This window comes from Culturomica massiliensis, assembly GCF_900091655.1.
In the GTDB taxonomy this organism is placed as follows: Bacteria; Bacteroidota; Bacteroidia; order Bacteroidales; family Marinifilaceae; genus Culturomica; species Culturomica massiliensis.
The window spans coordinates 1,813,059-1,837,563 of the sequence record NZ_LT594621.1 but is presented as its reverse complement, the minus strand read 5'-3'; the positions used below and the strand labels follow the sequence as shown (position 1 = coordinate 1,837,563).

Annotated in this window: 19 protein-coding genes and 2 pseudogenes; 15 read left to right on the top strand and 6 right to left on the bottom strand. The window is 46.1% G+C overall.

What is annotated here, in order from left to right:
• Positions 1-3: 3 nt before the first annotated feature.
• Positions 4-810 carry a DUF4377 domain-containing protein gene (locus tag BN8908_RS09205; protein WP_034752794.1) on the bottom strand — a complete coding sequence of 269 codons (807 nt, stop codon included), beginning with the start codon at positions 808-810 and terminating at the stop codon, positions 4-6.
• Positions 811-1,608: 798 nt separating this feature from the next.
• On the opposite strand from BN8908_RS09205, the gene BN8908_RS09200 reads away from it, so the two are divergent.
• Complete coding sequence (locus BN8908_RS09200) at positions 1,609-2,250, top strand: hypothetical protein (RefSeq protein WP_068692194.1); 642 nt, start codon at positions 1,609-1,611, stop codon at positions 2,248-2,250.
• A 429-nt stretch (positions 2,251-2,679) separates the two neighbouring features.
• On the top strand, positions 2,680-7,665 hold the full coding sequence (locus BN8908_RS09190) for an N-6 DNA methylase (RefSeq protein ID WP_068690206.1): 4,986 nt from the start codon (positions 2,680-2,682) through the stop codon (positions 7,663-7,665).
• A 300-nt stretch (positions 7,666-7,965) separates the two neighbouring features.
• Here BN8908_RS09190 and BN8908_RS09185 read toward each other — a convergent pair whose 3' ends face one another.
• The 3 genes and pseudogenes from BN8908_RS09185 to erm(F) all read right to left on the bottom strand — a co-directional run bounded on the left by BN8908_RS09185 (position 7,966) and on the right by erm(F) (position 10,999).
• Complete coding sequence (locus BN8908_RS09185) at positions 7,966-9,252, bottom strand: retropepsin-like aspartic protease (RefSeq protein WP_068690204.1); 1,287 nt, start codon at positions 9,250-9,252, stop codon at positions 7,966-7,968.
• A gap of 184 nt (positions 9,253-9,436) precedes the next feature.
• Positions 9,437-9,648, bottom strand: a pseudogene (locus BN8908_RS18965) (mobilization protein); the annotation flags it as partial.
• Positions 9,649-10,198: 550 nt separating this feature from the next.
• Positions 10,199-10,999: a 23S rRNA (adenine(2058)-N(6))-methyltransferase Erm(F) gene (gene erm(F) / locus BN8908_RS09180; RefSeq protein ID WP_002682030.1), complete on the bottom strand. Its 801-nt coding sequence runs from the start codon at positions 10,997-10,999 to the stop codon at positions 10,199-10,201.
• Between the two features lie 193 nt (positions 11,000-11,192).
• Between erm(F) and BN8908_RS09175 the strand changes: the two genes are divergently transcribed.
• From BN8908_RS09175 to BN8908_RS09145, 5 genes are all read left to right on the top strand, one after another.
• The gene (locus tag BN8908_RS09175; protein ID WP_005794072.1) at positions 11,193-12,173 is read left to right on the top strand and encodes an IS30-like element IS4351 family transposase; all 981 of its coding nucleotides are present in this window, start codon (positions 11,193-11,195) and stop codon (positions 12,171-12,173) included.
• A gap of 286 nt (positions 12,174-12,459) precedes the next feature.
• On the top strand, positions 12,460-12,873 hold the full coding sequence (locus BN8908_RS09165) for a DUF4313 domain-containing protein (protein WP_068690200.1): 414 nt from the start codon (positions 12,460-12,462) through the stop codon (positions 12,871-12,873).
• An 804-nt stretch (positions 12,874-13,677) separates the two neighbouring features.
• Positions 13,678-14,091, top strand: a complete 414-nt coding sequence (locus tag BN8908_RS09155) for a single-stranded DNA-binding protein (protein WP_005807140.1) — start codon at positions 13,678-13,680, stop codon at positions 14,089-14,091.
• 233 nt (positions 14,092-14,324) lie between these two features.
• Entirely contained in the window at positions 14,325-15,080 is a 756-nt protein-coding gene (locus BN8908_RS09150) for a ParA family protein (protein WP_068690196.1), read from the top strand.
• 7 nt (positions 15,081-15,087) lie between these two features.
• A complete protein-coding gene (locus tag BN8908_RS09145; protein WP_068690194.1) occupies positions 15,088-15,342 on the top strand; it encodes a hypothetical protein in 255 nt (84 codons plus the stop codon).
• Between the two features lie 42 nt (positions 15,343-15,384).
• Here BN8908_RS09145 and BN8908_RS09140 read toward each other — a convergent pair whose 3' ends face one another.
• The gene (locus tag BN8908_RS09140) at positions 15,385-16,704 is read right to left on the bottom strand and encodes an ATP-binding protein (protein ID WP_068690192.1); all 1,320 of its coding nucleotides are present in this window, start codon (positions 16,702-16,704) and stop codon (positions 15,385-15,387) included.
• A gap of 512 nt (positions 16,705-17,216) precedes the next feature.
• Between BN8908_RS09140 and BN8908_RS09130 the strand changes: the two genes are divergently transcribed.
• The 6 genes from BN8908_RS09130 (at position 17,217) to BN8908_RS09100 (ending at position 21,608) form a co-directional block, all read left to right on the top strand.
• On the top strand, positions 17,217-17,474 hold the full coding sequence (locus BN8908_RS09130; RefSeq protein ID WP_007216000.1) for a hypothetical protein: 258 nt from the start codon (positions 17,217-17,219) through the stop codon (positions 17,472-17,474).
• Positions 17,475-17,519: 45 nt separating this feature from the next.
• Positions 17,520-19,250, top strand: a complete 1,731-nt coding sequence (locus BN8908_RS09125) for a ParB/RepB/Spo0J family partition protein (protein WP_068690188.1) — start codon at positions 17,520-17,522, stop codon at positions 19,248-19,250.
• A 422-nt stretch (positions 19,251-19,672) separates the two neighbouring features.
• A complete protein-coding gene (locus BN8908_RS09115; RefSeq protein ID WP_005807125.1) occupies positions 19,673-20,116 on the top strand; it encodes a JAB domain-containing protein in 444 nt (147 codons plus the stop codon).
• 531 nt (positions 20,117-20,647) lie between these two features.
• Positions 20,648-20,926 carry an RNA-binding protein gene (locus BN8908_RS09110; protein WP_005807124.1) on the top strand — a complete coding sequence of 93 codons (279 nt, stop codon included), beginning with the start codon at positions 20,648-20,650 and terminating at the stop codon, positions 20,924-20,926.
• A 7-nt stretch (positions 20,927-20,933) separates the two neighbouring features.
• Positions 20,934-21,206: a hypothetical protein gene (locus tag BN8908_RS09105; protein ID WP_005807122.1), complete on the top strand. Its 273-nt coding sequence runs from the start codon at positions 20,934-20,936 to the stop codon at positions 21,204-21,206.
• Between the two features lie 33 nt (positions 21,207-21,239).
• Positions 21,240-21,608 (top strand): hypothetical protein, encoded by a 369-nt coding sequence (locus BN8908_RS09100; protein WP_005807120.1) that lies wholly within the window; start codon positions 21,240-21,242, stop codon positions 21,606-21,608.
• A gap of 137 nt (positions 21,609-21,745) precedes the next feature.
• On the opposite strand, the gene BN8908_RS09095 is transcribed toward BN8908_RS09100, so the two are convergent.
• Positions 21,746-22,957 carry a hypothetical protein gene (locus BN8908_RS09095; RefSeq protein WP_068690184.1) on the bottom strand — a complete coding sequence of 404 codons (1,212 nt, stop codon included), beginning with the start codon at positions 22,955-22,957 and terminating at the stop codon, positions 21,746-21,748.
• 382 nt (positions 22,958-23,339) lie between these two features.
• On the opposite strand from BN8908_RS09095, the pseudogene BN8908_RS18330 reads away from it, so the two are divergent.
• Together BN8908_RS18330 and BN8908_RS09090 are read left to right on the top strand one after the other, a co-directional pair.
• Positions 23,340-23,957: pseudogene (locus tag BN8908_RS18330) on the top strand (sugar O-acetyltransferase); the annotation flags it as partial.
• Between the two features lie 12 nt (positions 23,958-23,969).
• Positions 23,970-24,473 carry a GNAT family N-acetyltransferase gene (locus BN8908_RS09090; protein WP_068692193.1) on the top strand — a complete coding sequence of 168 codons (504 nt, stop codon included), beginning with the start codon at positions 23,970-23,972 and terminating at the stop codon, positions 24,471-24,473.
• Positions 24,474-24,505 lie beyond the last annotated feature (32 nt).

The following is a 24,505-nucleotide window of genomic DNA, read 5'->3' as shown; positions in this document are numbered from 1 at the left end:
GTGCTATTGTTTCTTTATCGTAAATTCCAGTTTCTGAAGTCCCTTCTTATAGACATTGGCAAGGATGAGAGCGTAACGGAGTTCTTCGCCCGGCTTCATGGATTGGGTGATATGGGCAAACTCACTTTCAGGAATGACCTCCTTGAACATTGGACCGGATGATTCGTTGCGCACCAGCCGTATTTCATCCGTAAGCGGTGACAATACAAATGAATAGATTGCCATATAGGGTATTTTATTGAATTGAATCCAATTCGGATCTGCCTTATCAAGAATACACTCTAACCAAATGCGGGCATTATCATAAGACGGAAGGTTGTGACCATCGGAATAGGAAATTTCTCCATTCTCATTGACAATGATTTCCTTTTCTATGGCATACTTGTTAAAGGGGCACATATCATAGTACTCAATGTCTTCCTCCGAATTGATTTCTTTATCTACAGGTATCTCCGGCTCTGTGACAATACGGTCTTCAAGAATTCTCAATAGAGAATAGGTTCGGTCTGAACCATCCATTGGAGGATTGGCAAGGATAGTCCGCTCCACCGAAAGGTAATATTCATGTCCTCTTTCGTATGTAAACCATTTAATACTATTAAATCCGAGTGGCTCCCATACTCCGGGATTGTCTTCAGACATAACAAGCATACACTCAACAGGAATATCACTGCCCCATGGTATGTACGTACCTGTTTCAGCAGAAACGGACATCTTGATTTCATTGACAACATCTTTCGGCTCATCATCGCTGCAACTCACTGCAAGGAAAGCGGTGATTAGGAGAAACGAAATAACAAATTTGTTCATATTCGTATAATTCCCCATCGGCTCTATTATGGGTTATTGAGGTTAATATTGAAAAAACGTGAGCCGACTATGTCACGTCTAAGTGAAGGTCGTAAGAAACCTGTAATGTAGATGTAACAATAGCAGTCCACACTATATGCGTAAGAACCACTAAGCTATCTATTGTATCAGTCTGAAATTTTCCTCCGTTTTCACCTATAAGATAAACATAACGCTTCTTCTTTATTCATATGCCTTGGAAAGAATGGCCTCTATCCGAATACAAAATTAGTTATTTAATTGATACTTTACTATGTTTTGAACTGATTTATAACTTGAATCCTCTATAGTTTCTTGTTTATTCCTCAGACTGTAGCAAACTTCATTTTAACTTTTCCATCGTTCCCTGAAACATTCTCCTAATTCTGTTAGCTGTCTATTTATTTTTAGCAACTGAACTTTTATCAACTTTGAAATTATCATTTCTCTTTTTACCCACAGAGCGTTTTCCTTTTGTACCGTCACATGTTCCGATTCATTTCCTGTTACGCCTCACATACGGTACTCATCACCGGCATTGATTTTCTTCGCGAATCTACTGGCCGGTCCGAACCGCAGATACCGCTATGCTAATCGGGTACGGATTTGACGGCAGCCTTCCGCAAATCGGAGATTTGGGTATTCCATAAAATCCGCAGCCGCTTTACCTGCTTTTGTCGTCCGCTTTTCCAGTCTTCATTGCTCGAAAATTCCAATCCCGGCATGAGAGTCCGAAGCGGCTCGAACCAAGGGAAATTAACAACTAAAAAAAATACAGGTATGGACACAACAGCAGCAACAATGCATCCGGCAGAAGAATTTCTCCGTAACGAACAGAACCCACCGGTCTTGTATGTCAGGATTTACGGGGAACGCAGGAAATTGTTTATCAACCGAGGCAGGGAGAACGTCGTCGGTATTATAGCGAAAGGAAAACGCAAGCATGGCTACATTTTTTCAGATTGGAACAGCATCGAAAAAATCTATTATCCGTCACAGGAAAAGGAAGACGAAAAGGATATGGACAGGAAAATGATTCTCAAATACCAGAAGCTCGCACGCCTTGCCACGCATACCAATGACTGGCTCCGCAAGATTGCAGCAGCAGACCTTGAGAAGTCCCTGTACGAAAACCGTATCACCACGGGAACGGCTATTGACGGAAAGTGCATCCGGCTCTCCACGATTGAGAAGTATTGCGGAAGCTGGGACATGAAGCGGTTCCGCCAGGCCATGAAGAATAAGGAGAAATTCTCGACGCTTCGTTTCGACTTTTGCGGTTATGACGGTACGCTTTGGTGCGAGCCGCGGGAAAACGGTGACATGGCTGCCGGATTCAGCAAGGAGTACCGGAATTGCGGCAACGGCTATTACTATCTGCTAATCAATGACGAGTTTGTGATTGGTTACGATATTGACTGATAATCCACGGACAGACCTTACCGGGGCCCGGCAGGGTCTGTTCCGGCTTCGGTCTGCCGACGGCATAGTCCCTTTTTATCGACGGCATGGCCATGCGCCGTCCTTTTTTACCTCAGATCTTCCTTTTCTATCTTTCCATCCGCCTGTTTTCAATCCTTTTCTATCCATCCCTCTTGTAGCTGCTCTTCCGTTCTCCGCCGTGCGACCTCGGGGGATTGGATTTTTCAGCAAAGGTAACCGCCGGTTTCCATTCCTGCCAATGCCGGCATTCTGCCCGTGGGGTCTCGGAAAAATCTTCCTCTCCGGCTGTCGAGCGTATTTTTCCTTACCGGCCATGGCGGATGTCCACCGCCACCTTTCAAGGCAGAAAAATAATCCCTGCGGCCGCAAACGGGCCGAAAAAAGGGAAATAAAAAAATAGGTTAAATCATGGGTTACAACAAATTGACATCATTATCGGCCAACATCAAGGCCATAGAGACAGCAGTAGCTATCCACTCGCAGGGCAGGACAGCCACGCAAGAGGAAAAACAGGTATTGGCGCAGTATTCAGGTTTCGGCGGTATCAAGGATGTACTGGACTTGGGTACAGACAAGCCGCTTGACAAAGGGCTTGCCGGGCTTTTGAACCGTCTGCTGGATGCGTTAAGGACACTTGCAGGGGGTGACGAGGCAGCTTGCCGTTCGCTTGTTGAAAGCATCAAGTCATCTGTATTGACAGCGTTCTATACGCCGCAATTCCTGATTGACGCAGTGGCAGCACAAATACACAAGACATTTTCTGCCAACGGCTTGCAGATGCAAAGTTTTCTTGAACCGAGCGCAGGCATCGGCGGTTTCCTGCCTGTAGCCATGCCCGGCACACGCAGCTATGCTTTTGAGAAAGACACCATTACAGGACTTGTACTTTCGCTGCTGCATGAGGACGCAACCGCCGTAACGGCAGGGTTTGAAACGATAGGCACACAGGAGCTGGAGCATCGGAAATTCGATGTCATTGCGTCAAACATTCCTTTCGGCAACTTCCGTGTCTTCGATGCCGACCTGTGGAAAAAGGGCGGTATCTACGAACAGGCCACAAAGACCATTCACAACTATTTTTTTGTCAAGGCTATGGAACTGCTTTCTGATGGCGGTCTGCTTGCCTTTGTCACTTCAAGAGGTGTGGCCGACACGGCAGGAAATAAGTTTGTACGTGAGTATCTGGTGAACCATGCCGACCTTATCAGCGCAGTACGTTTGCCTGACGCTCTTTTCATGCAGACAAGCGGTATCGAGGTGGGCAGCGACCTGCTCATATTCCAGAAGCATACCAATAAGGCGGCACTCTCCGCACGTGAACAGATGTTTTTGCAGGTGGGCAAAGAAATGTACGACATGAACGGAACGATGACCGAAAATGCCAACAGGCTGTTTTCCATGCCGAAGACCGTACTGGCGACCGACAGCCGTATTGTGATGAACCAGCACGGCAAATATGTACGCAAACACCAGTGGCTCGGCTCTGATGCGGCCATGGCACAATACCTTTCCGCTTTGCTCAAATACGACTTTGACCGGTATTTCCGCAAAATACTTTTCGGACAGCAGGGCGAAGCGTCCGTGCAGATGTCGCTGTTCGGGATGCAGGAGACGACCGCACTCTCCGTAAACAGAGGACGGAGAGCCTACACGGAAAAACTCGAGGACTGGATGAAAAGCGGTACATTGGTAATGTTCGAGGGGCAGATTGGTACGGTCGTGTTCCGCAAATCAAGCCACTATGCCGATGTGGCCGTGGATTTCGTTCCGGTGGACGAGGGAAAGGTCAATATGGAGCGTGCAGCCGACTATTTCCCTGTCCGTGAAGCGTATTTCATGCTTTCTGTCAGGGAAAGGGATCTGCAGACCGAACAGACGGCCATACGTGAGCGGCTGAACACGCTGTATGATGCCTTTGTAGCCAAATGGGGATTTTTCCATGAGAACGACAACAAGGAGTTTATCATGCTTGACAGCCTCGGTGTCGAGGTGTTCACTATCGAAATGCAGCTTGGCGGCGATATAGTCAAGGCTGACATTATGCGTGAGCCTGTAGCTTTCACAAAGATTGTGACTGACCGCATTTTACAGCCGTCGGAAGCGCTGGCAAGCAGCCTCAATTTCTACGGCAAGGTGGAAATGGACTATATCATGCGCTCTACCGGCCTGTCTGATGAAGATGTAATCGCAGCGTTGCAGGGCGAGATATTCTACAATCCTGTTACGGATGAATGGGAACACAAAGGCAAGTTCATTGCAGGCAACGTGATAGCTAAATGCACGGAATTTGTTTCCTGCATTCCCGACCTTTCGGAGAGGCAGCAGCAATGGACGGAAATATCCGTCAAGGCACTGGAGAACGCAACGCCCGAAACAATTCCCTATGAAGAGCTGGATATAAACATGGGCGAGCGTTGGATTGACCCGCAGCTTTACGCCGACTTTGCGGCAGAACTTTTCGGGGTGGAAGCCGAAGTGATGTACTTTGATGTCAACGATACCTATGTAGTGCGTCTGAAAGGTTACTCCCCGGCAGCATACAACACCTATTCCGTGCGCAATTTCAACGGTGAAGACCTGTTTGTCCATGCCTTGCATGACACAGTGCCGGAGATAACCAAAGAAGTGTATCGCAACGGCGACAAGGTACGTGTGCCCGACGAGGAAGCCATTCAGGAAGCGGCCACCAAGATACAGGAAATCCGCAGCAATTTCAACCAGTGGCTCGATGCCCGTCCTCTGGAAGTCAGGGATGAACTGGTACGCATATACAACGAGCGTTTCAACTGCTATGTCCGTCCGGCCTATGACGGTTCGGCACAGACCTTTCCGCAGCTTTCCTTTGAGCAGTTCCCGTACAACGAACTCTACCCGTCACAGAAAGACGCAATCTGGATGATTAAGCAACTTGGTGGCGGTATCTGCTGGCACGAAGTAGGCACAGGCAAAACCATGATTATGTGCGTCTCGGCCTATGAAATGAAGCGTCTGGGATTGGTACAGAAGCCTCTGATTATCGGCCTGAAAGCGAATGTACACGAAATTGCCGACACGTTCCGCAAGGCATACCCGAACGCAAAAGTCCTGTACCCGGGCAAGGAAGATTTCACACCGGCCAACCGCAGAGAGGTATTTTCCAAAATCAAGAACAACAACTGGGATTGCATCATCCTGACGCACGAGCAATTCTCCAAGATACCGCAGTCCGAGGAAACCATGATAGAGATATTCACAGAAGAGCTTTACGATGTGGAGCGAAGCCTTGAAGTGTTGGAACAGTCCACCATGCGCTACCGTAGCCGCAAGATGCAGAAAGGGCTGGAAGTGAGACAGGAAAATTTGAAGGCGAAGCTGTCCGAGCTTCGTAAAAAACTGGACGACCGCAAGGATGATACCGTGGACTTTCATTCAATGGGTATAGACCACATCTTTGTCGATGAATGCCACATGTTCAAGAACCTAATGTTCCAGACACGCCACAACAGGGTGGCAGGTATCGGCAATACAAAAGGCTCGCAAAGGGCAATGAACCTGCTGTTTGCCATCCGTGACATCCAGCACCGCACAGGCCGTGACCTTGGGGCGACTTTTTTGTCCGGTACGGTGGTGGTAAATGCGCTGACAGAGCTTTATGTGATGTTCAAGTATTTGCGCCCACGTGAACTCAAGCGTCAGCAGATTAGCTGTTTCGATGCCTGGGCGGCCATATTTACCAAAAAGACAGCCGACTATGAGCTGAACGTGACAGGGGCAATCAAGCGCAAGGAGCGTTTCCGCACTTATATCAAAGTGCCGGAACTGGCGATGTTCATGCGTGAAATCACCGACTACCGTACAGCCGACATGATACATCTTGATGTGCCGGAGAAAAATGTCCGCTTCCTCTCTCATGCGCCGACAATCGAGCAGGAAGAAATGATCGGACGTCTCGTTTCCTTTGCAGGTAGTGGAAACTGGGAAGACCTCGGGCTTGACACGATCGAGCCGGACAACCTCGACAAGGCAAAGATGCTCATCGCTACCAATGTGGCACGCAAGATGGCTCTCGACATGCGCCTTTTGGGTAACAAATTCCACGACGATGCGGACAACAAGGCTTCCATCTGTGCCCGGACCATCTATGACTATTATGTACGCTCGGCGGCCAATAAGGGTACGCAGTTTGTCTTCAGTGACCTTTCCACTTACAAGCCGAACGAGTGGAACATCTATACCGACATCAAGGAGAAACTGGCACGGCTCGGCATTCCGGCTGACGAAATCCAGTTTATCCAGTGCGCTACCACGGAGAGAGCGAGAAAACGGCTGTTTGAAGACATGAACAGCGGCAGGGTGCGTGTTCTCTTCGGCTCTACATCCATGCTCGGTACAGGAGTGAACGCCCAGCAGCGGGCTGTGGCGGTGCATCATCTGGAGATACCATGGAGACCTGCCGACATGGAGCAGCGCAACGGTCGTGCGGTACGCAAGGGCAACACCGTGAAACTCTGGGGCGGTAACGTGGTGGACATAATCATCTATGGAACAGAGAAGACTTTGGATGCCTACAAGTTCAACCTGCTCAAGAACAAGCAGATGTTTATCAACCAGATAAACAACGGCACTATTGCCGTGCGCCGCATCGACGAGGACTGCATGGACGAGGACAGCGGAATGAACTTTGCCGAGTTCGTGGCTATTCTTTCAGGAAATACCGACCTTTTGAACAAGGCCAAGCTCGACAACAAAATCATGCAGCTGGAGAAAGAACAGGCCATATTCAAGAAAGAGCGCATCCGTGCGGAGCGTAAGATTGCGGCCAACACGGAAGCTGTCGGCAAGGCAGAGCGCATCGTGGCGCAGGTCGAGCAGGATATGGAGTATATCGCATCCTATAGCGGCAACAGGGAAACGCTGTTGCTCAATCTGCCGCAGGCTACCCGGGAAGAGACAGGCCGTGAACTGCACCGCATAGCCAAGACATACAGGGGCGAGGCTTACCGTACCATTGGCAGCTATATGGGGCTGAATCTGCTTGTCCGCAGCGAGTACACCCTTTCCGGCTCGTTCGACCGTAACGCTTTCTTTGTAGAGGGCGTAAGCGGACTGAAATACCGCTGTGGCGTGTCGGGTGCCCTGCCGTTGGGATTTGCCGAATCGGCACGATACCCGCAGGCCGCACTTGAAAGGATGCCGTCTTTGATAGAGAAGCAGCAGAAACAGATAGCCATGCTGCAGCACGAAATACCGACCTTGCAGGAAATCACCGCCCGGAAGTGGAGCAAGGCGGAAGAACTGGAGCGGTTGAAACAGGGATGTAAGGAATTGCAGCAGCGGATTGACGAGGCACTCAAGGAAGCCGAGCGTCCGCAGTCCGAAGTTCCCGAAGAAGAAAATACTGTCAGGGCTGCCTGACCGTGATTCATTGATTTAACCTTTTGCCTGTCCGGTCGTGATGATCGGGCAGGTTTTCCTGTGTTCCGACCTGCCGGGGCCCGTCTGACTTTTATAGGCTGGCATCTGCCTTTTTTATCCTCCTTTTCCCTTTTTATCTGTAACAAGCACTGAAAATCAGAAAATTGCAAGAAAATTACCCTGTTTTACACCCAAGAATGTAAAGCTGGGTGTTTATTGAGAGAAACAAAAGAAAAATAGGATAAATATTTGACAATAATATCCTATTTCTTAATTAATAATATTATGATGGCTTTAATATTATTCTCCACGTATAAACATATTCTGATAGTTAATCACAAGCCGTTTGAATGACAATACGAAGTCTGCTCCCAATGAACCTGAAAATAGCTGGCTGCTGGATTCTGTCTTCTTAACGACTTCCGTATCATATAATGTTACCGTAGTACCTGCTACCTTAAAACAGAACTTAGGCAATGTGACTGCTGTTGTCTGAGATATTCCACCAAAGCCTCCACGTGAGGTTGTATGTTCTGCAAGCCCCTCAATGGCATGAGGAAATATATCTGCGAATTTGTTCCCCAAATCTGACTTTACGTTTCCGGTATCAAAAATCAGATCAAAAGGTTTCTCGTCATAATTTATTCGTACCTGTGGTGTGTTTGAAGACAGATACATATTCGGCTCTCCGTCTGACACTTTGTGGGGAAAAAGATACTTGCCAGCTTCATTGTCTATGATTATTTCCCGTGCGTCCCTTATAAAGTTATAACCAAGCACTCCGTCAAATGTAAATACAGAATCTATTTCATTGTCGGGAGGAGCAACCATAAAAACAGGATTATGATATACCAGTTCTCCGATTTTCATAGAATCTGCCGTGGCGAGTCTCACAAAACCAATCTCCATACCTGATACGGGAATAGAATCTGCCACGATTTTCAAACCTGCTTCTTTCGCATATTTCTCTGAAACGAAATTGCCGAAAGAACAGCCTGTGTCGAAAATATAGTTTTTTGTTATGCCGTTTACTTCCACGGGGATATAAATATGCTTGCCTCTACCTACGGTTTCAACACTCATCAACACAGTAACATCTCGATTGGGACGTTCAAGATAAGGCTTTGGTACATTGGCAAGGGCTTTGCCTACTTTTTCTATAAACACAAAACTATAAAGAGATTCAAATGGTACAGATTGTTTAAGTGCATTAACCAAATCTTCTCCAACTTTTCCGGCTTGTTCGTACATTCCTAAATTTAAAAGATTCATACCCTGTAAAGCTGCCATTCCTATTGAGGTTTCTGCCCCCATTTCTTCTTGATGATATAACAATAGGCTATCAAGGGCAATAGCAGCATTATCCAAATTGTTGAATCCAATACCTAACTGTGTATCTGCTATAAGATTAAGCATCTTTATACTCACAGAGTCTCTTAATTTCGGATATTCATTTCTCAATTGGAACAAATCTCCGCTGTTCAGAATTTCCCCCATTTTCACATCAGCCTGTGTTTGTGAATAGACAGAATTATATCCGAACAAGATGGCAATAAAAATGAATGATAGTCTACTTGCAATTTTCATATTTATTATATTAAAGATTAAATATAAAGCAAATATAGTAAAAAAAAGTATGGGAAGGAGCTATCAAAATATATTTGATTACTCCTCTTTACGTGATTTGATTAATTTAACATTACAATTTGAAGCCTCTGTCTTTTTGCTCTTCTGTCGATCTTAGTAAACTATGCCGTCATTTATCAAACTGTTCTTTGAACATGGAAAACCATTTATACGCTTTTTCAAGTAAGGAGTTCAGCCGGGAAATATCCCTGTCTTTGGCTTCAAGTTCTTGACTGTGTATTCTTGAAGATCGCGTATCTGTTTGCCGTGCTATTTCTGCATTTGTTGCATCTTAACTTTTAATTCATCAATTTCTTTATCACACTTGGCAATTTCCTGACGCAAATTCCCATTGGTATTATCTATGATTAGAAATTGTATGATATTCTTGAATGTATAGGCTTGAGAGCCTTTTTATCGCCTCCCTTTATATCTTGAATTCAAATCACAGAGAAGTGAATAGACAGTATTACCCGACAGAGCAACTACGACAAAGCAATGCCATCAAAAAAAATGACAGCACACACAAAGCATAGACTGATTGTCTTGCCCTAAAAGATTGATTGGAATTTATTCAGGACTGCCTATCACTTAGATAGAAGTCCAAGGTCTGCTGAAATACATAATTCAAAAATTGAAATTGCTTGACTGCAAATTTAGTAACTTTGCTTGACAAATTAACGAGAAAGAAGAGAAAATGAAAGCCGACCGCATAACATCACCTATACGCAAGCAGGGGGTTCGTGCTTCGTAAGACAGGAAAGTGGTAAATTTAAAGTTCAGTTCATCGTAGGTAGCTTAGTGGTAAAAATCCCTGCCTGCGTATAGCTGCAAACCGTTATGCGGCAGCTTAAAAAAAGACGACACCAAACCAAAAAAATCATCTTGACAACCACCCGACTTTGAACTACGAAGGATGAAATTTTTCAGGGACAACTTCCAGCATTTCCAAAAAACAGTTTAACCATTGACTTGGAGACAAACAAACAATTTGAGCATTAAGGTTTAAACCGAATTTTTCCGAAATTGACCTGACCTGACTTTTCCTGAAAATCGACTTTAAAGCTGTTTTTACAGATAAATCAGGTTTCTCTAACAGACAGGAAATAAATGCTAAGTATTTGGCTTTAAACTTAAAATCAAAAAATAAGTGTTTTCTTTTAATGTTTAACAGGGCTGATTTGACAGTTGGCGGTGGCAAGAAACTTTCAGGACCTACCTCATAGACAAGTTTCAAATCAAAAAAAGTATGATAGAAAACGGTATATGGATTGTAAAGCTTCCTCGAAAATAACTTTTGTGTAGGTTCTAATTGAAGGACAATGGAACCTCCCAGAAAATTTCCAAGACTCTCAAACATCAGGATTTTGAAAATATCGGAAGTAATGCCATAAGGAATATTTGACACCACTTTGAAAGGAAATTTCGGAACTGCAAAATTCCTAAAATCACAACCGACAACTTGAACATTTCGGGCATCAGAAAATAATTTTCGTAAATGTTCAACCAAAGCTGTGTCGTTTTCAATAGCAACAACATTGTTGGCGATTTTTAATAAATGAACAGTAAGAAACCCCTTGCCTGCCCCAATATCTAAAACCGTATCCTGATTACTTATATTTGCTTGTCTTATTGCATCTTTTATTAGCACTTTATCAATAGTAAAGTGCTGACCCGTAAAACGAACGGGCAATTTCTTTTTTGTCATTAGTAACTTCTTACAGGTGAATACTTCTTGAGTTCAACTTATAAATGCAACTTTTTGGGTGCGGATAATAAGCAATAAAAACATTTATTTTTCAGAGAGGAAAGAGAGACAATGTCCCCCTTTCTCTCACTCTGAATGGATAAAGTTTGCTATCTTTGCTTTAATTGTCCGTCCAAAGAAAAAAAAGTTGCAGATGAGCAAACATATAACCGAGGAACAAAGGTATGCAATTTCTATGATGTTGCAAATACCGATGAGCAAAAAAGCAATAGCGGAAGCTATCGGAGTAGATAAAAGCACTGTTTACAGGGAGATAAAGCGCAATTGCGACGCCCGAAGTGGTAGCTATAGCATGGAGCTTGCCCAGCGAAAAGCAGACAGGCGCAAGCAGCAAAAACATCGCAAGGAAGTGCTTACACCGGCAATGAGAAAACGGATAATAAAGCTGTTGAAGAAAGGATTCAGCCCGGAGCAGATTGTCGGCAGGAGCCGCTTGGAGGGAATTGCGATGGTATCTCACGAAACGATATATCGCTGGATTTGGGAGGATAAGCGGCGGGGTGGCAAACTGCACAAATATCTTCGCAGACAAGGTCGCAGGTATGCCAAACGTGGTTCTAAAAATGCAGGGCGAGGATTTATCCCAGGCAGGGTGGATATTGATGAGCGTCCCGAGATAGTGGAACTGAAGGAGAGATTTGGTGATTTAGAGATAGATACAATTATTGGTAAGAACCACAAAGGTGCCATTCTTACCATTAACGACAGAGCAACAAGCAGGGTCTGGATACGCAAGTTGTCGGGAAAAGAAGCCATCCCGGTAGCTAAGATTGCAGTATGGGCACTGCGGAAAGTGAAAAACTTAATACACACAATTACGGCTGACAATGGAAAGGAGTTTGCAAAGCACGAGGAAATTGCGCAAAAATTGGAAATAAAATTCTATTTTTGCAAACCATACCACTCATGGGAACGTGGTGCCAATGAAAACACCAACGGGCTTATCAGGCAGTATATCCCAAAGGGTAAGGACTTTAGTGAAGTAACCAACAAACAGATTAAGTGGATTGAAAATAAACTCAATAATCGACCTCGTAAAAGACTTGGATACCTCACGCCAAACGAAAAATTTAAACAAATTATTAATCAGAATTCTGTTGCATTTGCAAGTTGAATTCAGCTCTGTCTTTCAATCCTTTTATATCTTTGTCCTTGCAGTCCGTCCTGACCTTCCGGCTTATTGTTCCGCGAAAGTAACGGATAACAGCTGCACCTTGCAAATCCTCACGGCCTGCGGTGGCCGACGGAAATCTTCCTTCTCGGGGAGAAGCGTATTTCTGTCGCCAGATTTGTCCGGTTGCCGTTATCACTTTCGTGGTGCGGAAAAATAAATCCGGCGAAGGTCTTTAAGGACCGAAAGCAGGGAAAGAAAAAAGTAAACTTAAAAAAACGATAGCATTATGGAAAATGAAATCAGAGAGAGAAGCGTGGAAGTGGACGGCATGACCTTGACACTGCTTCATAAGGACGGTAAATGGGTTTTCCCCCTTGTCACATATTACCAGCATGGACTCGGAACACCGCTTTGTCTGGCATTGTTGGCGTATGTAGAAGACAGTAACGAATTTGAGTCGGAAACCATCATCACGGTCAATCTGCCTGGTGCGGAACGCAGTGCCGGGTGTCAGTTCATCGACACGAACAACAACGGGGAAGAAGTTCTCGACTGGCTCATGCTTTACGGATTATGTACCCCTACCGGCAGATACGCCGTTTCGGGTTTCTGCAAGTATCCCGAGGTGGATTTTTATCAGAGCGAACGCTTCATGCAGCAGAAAGAGCTTTGCGACAGGTATTTCAACTTCGTTGATTGACAGGCAGGAGAAGGCGGTCATACGGGACTGCCTTCATGGCCTTGCCTGCCAGTGTCCTTTTATATGGATACCTTTCCGGTATTTCCTCCCTTTTCTATCCGGCTTTCCCCACCCGAAAATTAAGGTATGATGTCTGTGCCGCGGTCCGCCCTCCACTCCAAGGTACGGAAGGCTGTGCCCGATCAACGGCAGTCTGCATCATACCGCTTCATGCCGGAGCTTCGACATGTCGAAACAACCGGTATTCCGCTATATGGGCATCCTGCCTGATTGTTGCTCCGGCACATTCCGCCTTTTGTCCGCAGCTTTCCTTTCCGGGCCGACGGCGTCATGGGCAAACGGTGACACATTCTGCTTGTGCCGTCCGTCGTGTCTCCGGCATGTCACAATCAGAAAGAGTCCCCATTTTGTTTGCCCGGCAGACCGTTTTTTACCCGCCCAAGCCGTCATTCATCACTTTTATAAACATCCCCTTATATATGGGACAATTCTGCCTTTTATATCTGTATCGGGATTACCTTCTCTCGTCATACCTTGCCTGCCGCCGCGTAGGTTTTATCAGGTGCGAATGTAGGCTGTCGCGCCTGATTCTTCCGTTTTGAAGTGCATTTTGAAGGAAAATCTTCCTTGCCTGGCAAGAGTATTTTGCTTCAAAAAAACGTCGAATGGGCTGTACCGACATCCTTGTCATGCACCATAAAACCCCAAGGCGGTCCGGCAGAAAGGATCCGACCAGAGGGAAGAAAAAACAAAGTCACAGGTAATGGCAGGACTAACCACCTTGCCGCAAAACATTTTCAAATTATGCTATACATTCACACTATCGGTCGCATCGGAAAGGATTGTCAGGTTATCGAGGGTACACACGGTTCGTTTATTGCTTTTGACATGGCAGTAGATGACTTCTCGCACGGAAACGCCGTTACCACATGGGTAAGGGTACGCAGCAACAAGGAAAACCATATCCGCCTCTCCGAATACCTCACCAAAGGACGCATGGTCCTTGTCGGGGGAACTTTGTCAACTTCACTGTGGAAGGACAAAAACGGCGACAGCCAGATCCAGCTCTCCATCACGGCGGATGCCCTGGAGTTCATCAACACCGGTAAGCGGGAAGGTACAACCTCCGAAGCCGACGGCCAGGCCGCAGCTGCCGATAACGCACCCGTTCCTCCGGCGGACATGCCACAGGACGGGGAGGAAGACCTTCCGTTCTGACATCTTACGGAAAACGGTCATGGATGTAGTATTTACTAATTGTAGTAATTTAGGAGATTAGTAAATCCCGGGTTACGAAAAATAGTAGATACTACATTTAGTGGCTTAGTCTTTTAGTAGAGTAGTAAATACTACAATACTAAAATATGTTATATTAGTAAAATAGTAAATACTAATTGTAGTGAAGACTAAAAATAGTATTATCTTTGTACCAGACATTAAGACTCTGAATCATGACAAAAATTATAGCAGTTCTGAATCATAAAGGTGGGGTCGGAAAGACAACCACTACCATAAATCTCGCTGCCGCACTGCAGCTGAAGAAAAAACGTGTGCTCCTGATTGACATGGACGGTCAGGCAAACCTCACGGAATCCTGCGGCCTGTCCATCGAGGAAGAACAGACCGTGTACGGGGCGATGAAGGGCGAATACCCTTTGCCGCTGGTCGAACTGAAGAACGGCCTTACCATCGTTCCCTCGTGCCTTGACCTGTCGGCTGCCGAATCGGAACTTATCAACGAACCTGGCCGGGAACTGATACTGAAAGGGTTGATTGCGAAGCTGCTTGACAGCCGGAAATTCGATTATATACTGATTGACTGTCCGCCATCGCTGGGACTGCTCACGCTCAATGCTCTTACCGCGGCGGACTTCCTGATTATCCCGGTCCAGGCACAGTTCCTCGCCATGCGCGGTATGGCAAAGATTACGAATGTGGTTGAAATCGTCAGGCAACGCCTGAATCCGGGACTGAGCATCGGAGGTATCGTGATCACCCAGTTCGACAAGCGCAAGACGCTTAACAAAAGCGTGTCCGAGCTCATCAACGATTCTTTCTGCGACAAGGTGTTCAAAACCGTCATCCGGGACAACGTGGCTCTGGCGGAAGCCCCTATCAAGGGTCTGAACATTTTCGAGTATAACAAAAGCAGCAACGGGGCCAAGGATTATATGGACTTGGCGCTGGAGGTACTGAAACTAAAGTAAAAACAATATGGGCAAAAGCGATTTATTGAAAGACGGTATGAAAAGCGGCCTTGACGGGCTGCTTTCATCAACCAAAAAATCCCCGCAGAAAAAAGAAACGGCTCCGGCCAAGGCGGAAAAGGAACCGGCGGTACATTGCAATTTCGTCATCGACAAAAGCGTGCATACCCGCATGAAATTCCTGGCCATCGAAAAGAACATGTCTCTCCGTGACATCGTCAACGAGGCCATGAGAGAGTATCTTGAAAAGAACGGGAAGTGATGGGATTGCCCTCACTTCCCGGCTTTTTTATGCGAGAATGAACTACATGTCATCCATAGACAGCCCTTTGTAGGAGATTTTATACCCCTTGAACTCGCCCGTGGCACGCAGGAAGGCAGCCGCCTTATTCTCCAGCACCTTCATGTCAATGTTGTCTGCCTTACGCTTCACCTCGAAAAACGTGGCTTCTTCGTCCAGTTCGTTCTCGGCCACAATGTCGATTTCATTCTCGCCCTTGCGGTCCCACCATCCGCCGATGCGTGTGTAGGCATGGCGTTCGATCAGCACACGCCTGAAATAGCGTTCGAGCATCAGGCCGCTGAACGTCTCGTAGTCCCGGTTGATGATCGTCTTCACGCTCTCGTAGTTCTCTATTTCCAGCATATAGCTGTACTTGTAGATGAAGCGGAACCAGAACGTGAAGAAGTTGTCCTCTATCGTATAGCGGACATTCTTGGTGGAACTCTTCTCAAAGAGTGGCTGCTTCTTGGCAATGACCTCGTACTCGTTTTCCAGCTTGGTCAGGTAGCCGCCGATTTCCCTGCCTACTACGTTCTCTATTTCCGAACGGGAGGTCTTGCCTCTCGCTATGGCTGACAGAATCGAGAAATATACCCCGTAATCCTTGCCGAACTCCTCGATAAGGATAGCCTTGCCTTCTCCCAGGAAGATGGAGTCGGCCTTTATGATGTGGTCAAGCATGGCTGACTTGGTCGTGGCTCCGGCATCCACAAGCAGTTGCACGTACTTGGCCACGCCGCCCGTGAAGGAATACAGGGCCAGCAGATCTTCCGCCGTGTGTCCCGGATGGTATTCCGTGAGGATTTCCTTCAGCACCGCCGGAGTGAACGGGCGCACGGTCATAAAACGGGTCTGCCTGTTATACAGAGGTTCCTTCTTGTCCTTGAATATCTTCGTCATCATGGAGTATATCGAACCGCAGACGACAAGGTTCATCCGGGCTTTCGGGCTGTATATGTCCCAGATGCGCTGCATGTCGCTGTACACCGACTTGTTCACGCGGAAGAACTCCTGGAACTCGTCAATGAACAGCGTGATGGGACGTTCCGTGGAAAGTTTCATCAGAAACTCGAACACATCGGCGAAATGCTCCGCACGTCCCATCGTGGGGATTCCCAGCTTGCTCTCTATTTCAAGCCGGTAATCCTCGCATAAGTCCCCTTCAGCCTTGCGGGCAACAAAGAAATAAAGGATAGGTTCGTCCTCGTATGCCTTCCATACGAGGTATGTCTTGCCGATACGGCGCCGTCCTGTCACTACCGTGAACTGGGCGTTGTCTTTCGACATCCTGCGAATCTCACGCAGGGATGCTATTTCTTCTGTCCTGTCAAAAAATCTCATATCCTAAGTCCTTTCATATTACAATTTACGAAACGCCCGTTTCGGAAATGGCTGTTTCTCTACTGCAAAGATAATGTGTTTTTCCATAAAAACAGGCAGTTGGCCAGATTTTATTCCGGATAAGCCCATCCTTTTGTAATGGCGAACCTTTCGCTCTATTCATTTTTAGCCTGCTCGCATAGTCCTGTTATAACAACTTTAACAGGCTCCCTTTACTATCAGCCAGGCTCTTCCTTTTCTATCCGTTTCACCTTATTATTCTCCGGCTTAATTCCCGCCGCACCGGCCTTGGTTTTATCAGATGCAAAGGTCTGCTGTCGCGCTTGATCCTCCGGCTTGAAGTGCATTTCCTGCAAATTCTTCCTTTCTGTGAAAGAGTAATTGGCAGGAAAAGCCGTCGTATGAAGCTGTACCGACAGCTGTAAACCGCATCCATAAAACCCCAAGGCGGTTCAAACGGGAAAAGAACCGACCAGAGGGAAATAAAAAAACAATTCAAAATTGACATCGACATGGATAAAATAAGATTGGTAGTTTACAACGAATATGCACTGGGCTATATCATGCCCCAACAACCCGACAAGGTTTGCACATTGGCAGACAGGACTACGCTCGGCGCACCGTTTCGGACAATGCTTGAACCCTATTTCATCGGAAAGAACGATACCGTAAGGCTGGCCGGCAGGAAAGACTTCGACACGTTCCGGCTATCGTTCGAGGGGTACGACAATACGCAGATGTACGAGTATGACACCAACCAACAGGAATAGCAGTAATCAGAAAATCAATGTATAACAAATCAAAATTTATGAATTATGGAAACAATGAACATTCAATCAGTAGCAGAGAAGAACATCGTATCAGTAGTTTTGGCAGATATTCAGCCGAGTAACTATAACCCACGCAAGAATTTTGATGTAGCAAGCCTTGCGGAATTGGCGGAAAGCATCCGTCAGCAGGGCGTCCTCCAGCCTATCGGGGTGCGCCCCATTGCGGAGAACCGCTTTGAAATCATATTCGGGGAACGCAGGTATCGTGCCTCACTCATGGCAGGACTGGAAGAAATTCCGGCAATCGTTCTGAATGTTTCGGACGAGACCGCCGAAGAAATGGCGGTGACGGAAAACCTGCAACGCAAGGATGTAACCCCTATCGAGGAAGCAAACGCCTATCAGAGGCTGATAGAAAGCGGACGGCACGACATCCAGTCTTTGGCCATGCAGTTCGGCAAGAACGAGACCTATATCCGCACCCGACTGAAGTTCGTCTCCCTTATCCCCGAAATCGCAGAATTGTTGGAAAAGGACGAAATCACTATCAGCGTGGCAAGCGAAATTTGCCGATATGGCGAGGACATCCAGAGAGAGGTTTTCGACAAGCACTTGAAAGAGGGTATCATGTTTGGCAGTTGGCGAGGCATGAAAGCGACCGAGGTGGCAAAGAACATCGAGCGCCACTTCACGACAGACCTTGAACGCTACAACTTTGACAAGACCCTTTGCCTGTCATGTCCCCATAATACCAACAACATGACATTGTTCTGTGAGGGAACATGCGGAAAATGCGCCAACAAAGGCTGTCTTGATGAAATGAATGCAGCATTTTTGACGGAAAAGGCAATAGAGACCATTAAGGCTTATCCTGCACTCTCTCTAAGCCATGACGCATATTGCTATAATGCGGATGCGGTAAATCGCCTCAAGGAAATGGGCTATGAGGTTGTGGCACTGCAATGCAGATACAAAGACTACCCGACATTTCCCGAAGAGCCTGAAGCCGGAGAATATGAGACGGAAGACGAATATAAGGAAGCCAAGATTGAGTATGAGCAGGATATGAACGATTATATGGAAGAGGGCAAGGAACTTGTACGCAGGGCAGAAGCAGGCGAAATATCGCTCTTCGCACGGATTGGGAACGAAGACATTGTCAAATGTTATGTGGAGAATTCCATGATGAATGCCGTCAGTGGACAACAGGCAGGACAGGAACAGCTTTCCCCGATTGAAAAACTGGACAAGCAGGACAAGCGAAACAAGGAGATTGCCAGGGAAAAGACCGTGGAAGATACCAAAAAACAGATTTTGGAAGTGGATATGACCGAAACCAAGTTCGGGGCTGACGAAGAAAAGATGATTTATTTCTTCCTGCTTTCATCGTTGAGAAAGGAACACTTTGCCGCCGTTGGTATAGAGGGAGAACATTCGCCCTATCTGTCCAACGAGGACAAGACAAATATTGTGGCCAATCTTACCCCAAAGGCAAAAGCCGTCATCCGCAGGGATTTCCTGATTGAGAATTTCAAGAACGCATACGGAAGCAACGCCATAGCCGACATGTTGCTTGAATTTGCAGGAAAACACATGCCGGAAAGACTTGCCGACATCGAGAATGGACATAATGAAGTTTACGAAAAAAGACATCAGCGCATCGAAGAAAAGAAAGCCGTCCTTTTGGTGCAGGAACAGGCCAAACAGGAAGCGGAGCAGACGGAAGACGATGCGGACAACGAAAAACAACCTCAATCCCAAGAGGTTGCTGCTTGACCATAATTCATAGTTGATTTCAGATGCAGGGCGGAGAAATCCGTCCTGCTTTTCTGTTGCGTGCCGGAGGCAGACCGGCGCCGCCTGACCTTTTTTATACACCTACCTGTCTTTCGGCAGTCTCCGTCTGCTGAAACAGTACGGACCGGGTTCTGGCTGATTCCTACAGGCCGCACGGGCGGTCTTCCGTCATCGGCCGGCCCGGATATCCTTTATAGCCGGACCTCTTATAATACCCCGGTAGTCTCAACATTTGTTTTCAGCGAAGTTACAGCATCTTTCCGGACAAACGCAAGATCCGGGTGAATTTGGGAAACAATCTCCAATCCTGCGGATAGTATTCTTTCCCAAAATCTTGCACGAAGTCCAGACAGAGCTGTGCACGGGCGAAAAAAATTGTTTCACCTTAAATCTTCGTTATTATGAATACATTTTCTTTCCCTCAGATTTCAGTAAATTACAAGGATGCCGATGCTGCAAAACGTACCTTGGTAAACTCCTCCAGGGTGAGCTACGACATCTTCAAGGAGGCATACGATGAATGTATGCAGCATCATGAGGAATGCTGGGTGATGTTCCTCAATCAAGCCAACAGGCTTCTCGGACTCTCCTGCATATCAAAATGCGGCATCAGCCAGACCGTTGTGGATGTCCGTATCATCCTGCAGACGGCTCTTCTGGCCCATGCCTCGGGCATAATCCTCAGCCACAACCACCCGTCAGGCAACATGGTGGCCAGCTCCAGTGACAATGCCATCACAAGCAAACTCAAGAAAGCCTGCGAAATCCTTGACATCACTCTCCTTGACCATATCATCCTCTCGGATACAGGCTATCTGAGCTACGCGGACGAAGGGATGCTTTGACAGCATCTCTTTTCACGGCAAATCCCGTTATACTGCCGCCCTCATGTGCGCCAGGCGAAGACTGTTATAAAACCTTCATGTACGACGGCAGCCCTGGGCTGCTGTAAGCACTCCGGTCCGGATCTGTGGCTGATGACGGAATCCGGCACGGGCCGTATTCTGCCATCGGCCGCTCCGGGAACCTTTATAGCGGCACCTGTTTTAACGCCGTCCGTCATAAGCCCCCGCCACCACCCTTATCCCTTTCTATTTTCCCTCTTGTATTGACATGAGAGTCATTTCTTCTTTCGTCGTCCTTCCCGTCGCCGTGTGGACTTTACTGGTGCGAATGTAGGCGGTCGAGCCTGTTCCCTCCGTTTTGAAGTGCATTTCCTGCAAATTCTTCCTTTCTCTGAAAGAGTAATTGGCAGGAAAAAACATCGGGAGAGGCTTTGACGACCGTCTCTCGATGCACCGTAAATCCCGAAGCGGCTCCTCCGAAAAGGAGGCCGAACAGAGGGAAGAAAAACAAAATCGTTAAATATCAGAATTATGGACAAGGACATCAAAGAAAGCAGAGAGTACCGTCTCGCTAAAGACTGGGAAATGGCAGTCAACAATTACAGTTTCAATCCGGCTCGATTTGCAGCAGCAATACCGACCATGCACCCGACACTGCAGCAAAGCCTGTACAGGTTGATTAAAGAGTGCATCAAGGTTATGGCGGATGACAGCCGCAGGTACGACGAACGCAATATGGCTTCGCACGAGGAAGCGAAATGTATCATGGAGTACCTGAAAGAACACGGGAGAAACATACCATTAAAGTGATAGACCGATGAAAAAGAAAGAGGTGGAATTTGCCGGCAGAACTTATTCTTGCCGTGTGGTGAAATCAAATGAAGGTGAAGAACTCCTTATCGGCTCAACAGGTTTGCTTGACGCACTCCAGCCCGGTAGTTTCGACAGCGAGAACGAGGGCTTTGCGAGTAAGGAGGCTGAGAAATTATACGATGAGATTTTCTTCTTCACCGATGCCGGAAGTCTCGAGCTGCCGGATGACGAGCTGGTTGAGATGCTGAAAGAAGACAACCCGGAATGGTTTGAATAAAATGAATATATAAATCTATTAAAAATCAAGATTATGGATAAAGAGTATGTAATGAGAGTGGCTGCGACAATTCGCGAACAGCTGGTAACGATGACCGACACGCCGGTCCTTATGTCATGGGGCATCGGGGAGTTTATGGCAACAGTATTCAATGACCTCCCGGGACTGAAATTCCATGTAAACGGAAGACTCTTCCAAGGGGAAGTGCTGATCTGTCTGAACGGCTCGGACTATTATGAAGTATATCTCCGGAACGGGACAGACATAGAATGCCTCAGTGACGAAGTCTGTTTCGATGAACTGGGAGAACTGATAGACCGCCATATTGAAAGCGGAACTGACAAAGAGGAATATGCACGCTTCTGTGAACAGGCAGCCATGTCATTCGGATTTGGCAATTGATGAAGTGCTGTACTTATTCATTCTATAATGTAAAATTAGAGCCAGGTTTGTGACTTGGCTCTAATTATATATACTACTTAAAGTTAGAATACGACTTTTCTTGCATATTCCAGAGATATATAGGTTAATTAGTGAAGTTAATTATTATTTTCCAACACACTTTTAATCAACTCTTTAACCTCATTTCTACTTTTAATAGCGGCTGGATAAGTGTGAAAAACGTTATATTCATCGATGGCAGCCTCCATGGGTATTTCTGCACCGGGTTGTGTCGCCTCGAAAAATATTGTCAGGCGGCGCTTGATTTCAGGTTCAAACTCTTTGGTTACTAAGCCTTCAATGCCCCATGCCGCGACATGGTCATAGAGGGGGGCATAGTAGATAACTCCATCTGCCACATCCTGCCAACACTTGTTCTTTACATTGGTCGTGGTACCTCCGACGAAACCGTTGTAAGCCGTTTCTCCGTATGGTGTATTTTTCAAATCAATGGCGAACGGGCGGCATTCCAACAGTTCAAAGGCCGCATCCCAATGTCCGTCACCGGTCATCGGGAAATTACTCCCGTCAAACAGGTTGTAATCAAACCAGTTCAGCACCACGATTTTGACTCGTTCTTCTCCAAAGATTCTCTTCATCCACCAGCCCTGTGTTCCATAAACCGTATTGCTCTTCTTGAGAATTAACGAATCGTTGATGGCATGAGGCTGATTGGTTATCACCAAGGCCTTGCGTTTACCGTTCAATGGAGTCTGGCGGGCATACATTTCCGAAATATGGGCAGCCATTAAACTGTCGCGATAGTTCACCGTGCGGGATTTCCAGAATTTCTTGTAGTCTTCTACAGTACGGATTTCATCCCATGAGAACTTGCGGTCAGTCAGTCCGAGCCTGATTTTCTTCGGAGAGGTACGGTTTATTTCATATATACCTTTCAAGAACTTCACACGGTTGTATTTTTCCCAAATCGGATAGAAGGTCTCCGACTTCCTGTAATAGGCATATAGGCTGTCCATGAAGGCCGCCTCCGTCGGATAACTGCCTTGCAGCAGGCGGTTTACATCATCGTTCATGTTGTACGAGCCGACTTCAGTATAGACATATCCTATCTGCTCGGCAAAACGGGGATCGGCCAGGATGTCCTGAATCAGGTCGTATTGTACCGTGTCACGGTGGTCGCGCTCACCCAGCACGACTATATCCGATTTCTCGAACAGCTTGAATATGTATTCTTTGGGAGGCATCCCCTTTTCAGCTGCGCATGTACGCAACGCCTCAATAGAAGGTGTTTGTGCCTTTAATGTAATGGTTGTCAAAGCGCAAAAAACAAAAAGCAATAAATATCTCATATTATAAAGTTCTAAATTATATTTTCATTACATTAATACTCCAACAAATTTATCGATAACTTTTATTGTGAAAATAGAGCTGGACTACATACTGACTGGTAGTATTATGACTGTCAGTACAAACAAAAATACTTTATTAAATCTCATCGTTACAACAGATGATTATAAATTGAACAACAAAGTTAGTATAACAACTTTAAAATGAAAAAAATATATCTACATTTCTTTATTTGTTTCACATTATTTCAAATATTGAAAACTTATAATATGTCTAAGAATTCTCCCTCTTAGTTGTTTAATCTATGATTCCAAGAAATAAATGTTAACCTAATACAGTGAATTTGTGGATTATGCGTATCTTTAGGGCATAATAAAGAAAAACATGGAGAAAGAACACCGTCAACATCATACAAGCAATTACGACCGATTCATGTCCGGAGAATATTGCAACAGTCTGAACCAGGAGGTACTTGAAATGATTTCCAATACCAAAGCCTGTCTTGCCAGACTTGACAGCCCGGACTTGGAAGATTCAGAGAGAACCGGTATTTTAAGGAATATGCTCGGGAGCATAGGCCAACGATCAGCAGTAGGATGTAATTTCTTATGTCAGTGCGGAAAGCATATTTTCATTGGGGATAAGTCTGTCATCAATGACAACTGCACAATGATGGACGAGAATCATATCCGTATAGGGAATCAGGTTCTGATAGCCCCCAATGTACAGTTCTATACGGCTACACATCCGATAGACTACAACGAAAGATTCGTCGAGAACTGGGATGAAAATTCGGGCGAACTATTTTTCCGTACACGGTCTCTTCCGATTACCGTAGAGGACAATGTGTGGATTGGTGGCGGCAGTATAATTCTTGCCGGCATAACAATAGGAACAGGAAGTGTGATTGGTGCCGGAAGTGTTGTGACAAAATCAATCCCGGCAAACTGTGTGGCTGTCGGGAATCCATGTAAAGTGATCCGATACCTGAAGTCTGACAATAAAATCCAAGCAATTAAATCATTCAAACTACGAACTTGGACCAGAGCGGACATACCGGCACTGGCAAAATACCTGAACAATAAAAAGATTTGGGACAATTGCCGTGATGCTCTTCCTTATCCCTATACGGAAAAGGATGCAGAGCAATTCATAAGTTTTGTTGAAGGACAAAGCGAACAAAATAATTACTGCATCGAGATCAATCACGAGGCGGTAGGAAATGTCAGCTTCTTCAGAGGTACGGACGTAGAACGATATAACGCTGAACTGGGCTATTGGCTTGCAGAGCCATATTGGAACCTGGGCATCATGACCGAAACCATAAAGCTGGCAGTGGAAGATTATCTAAGCCATTCCGATACAGTACGGATCCATGCCCATGTTTATGAAAACAACCTGGCATCGATGAAGGTTCTCGAAAAAGCCGGCTTCCATAAGTGCGGCATTCTTAGGAAAGCCTGCTTTAAAAACGGTCAGTTTGTCGATTGCCATTGTTATGAATTGCTGAACCGATAGTAAACCGCAAATTTATAATCAACAATAACATT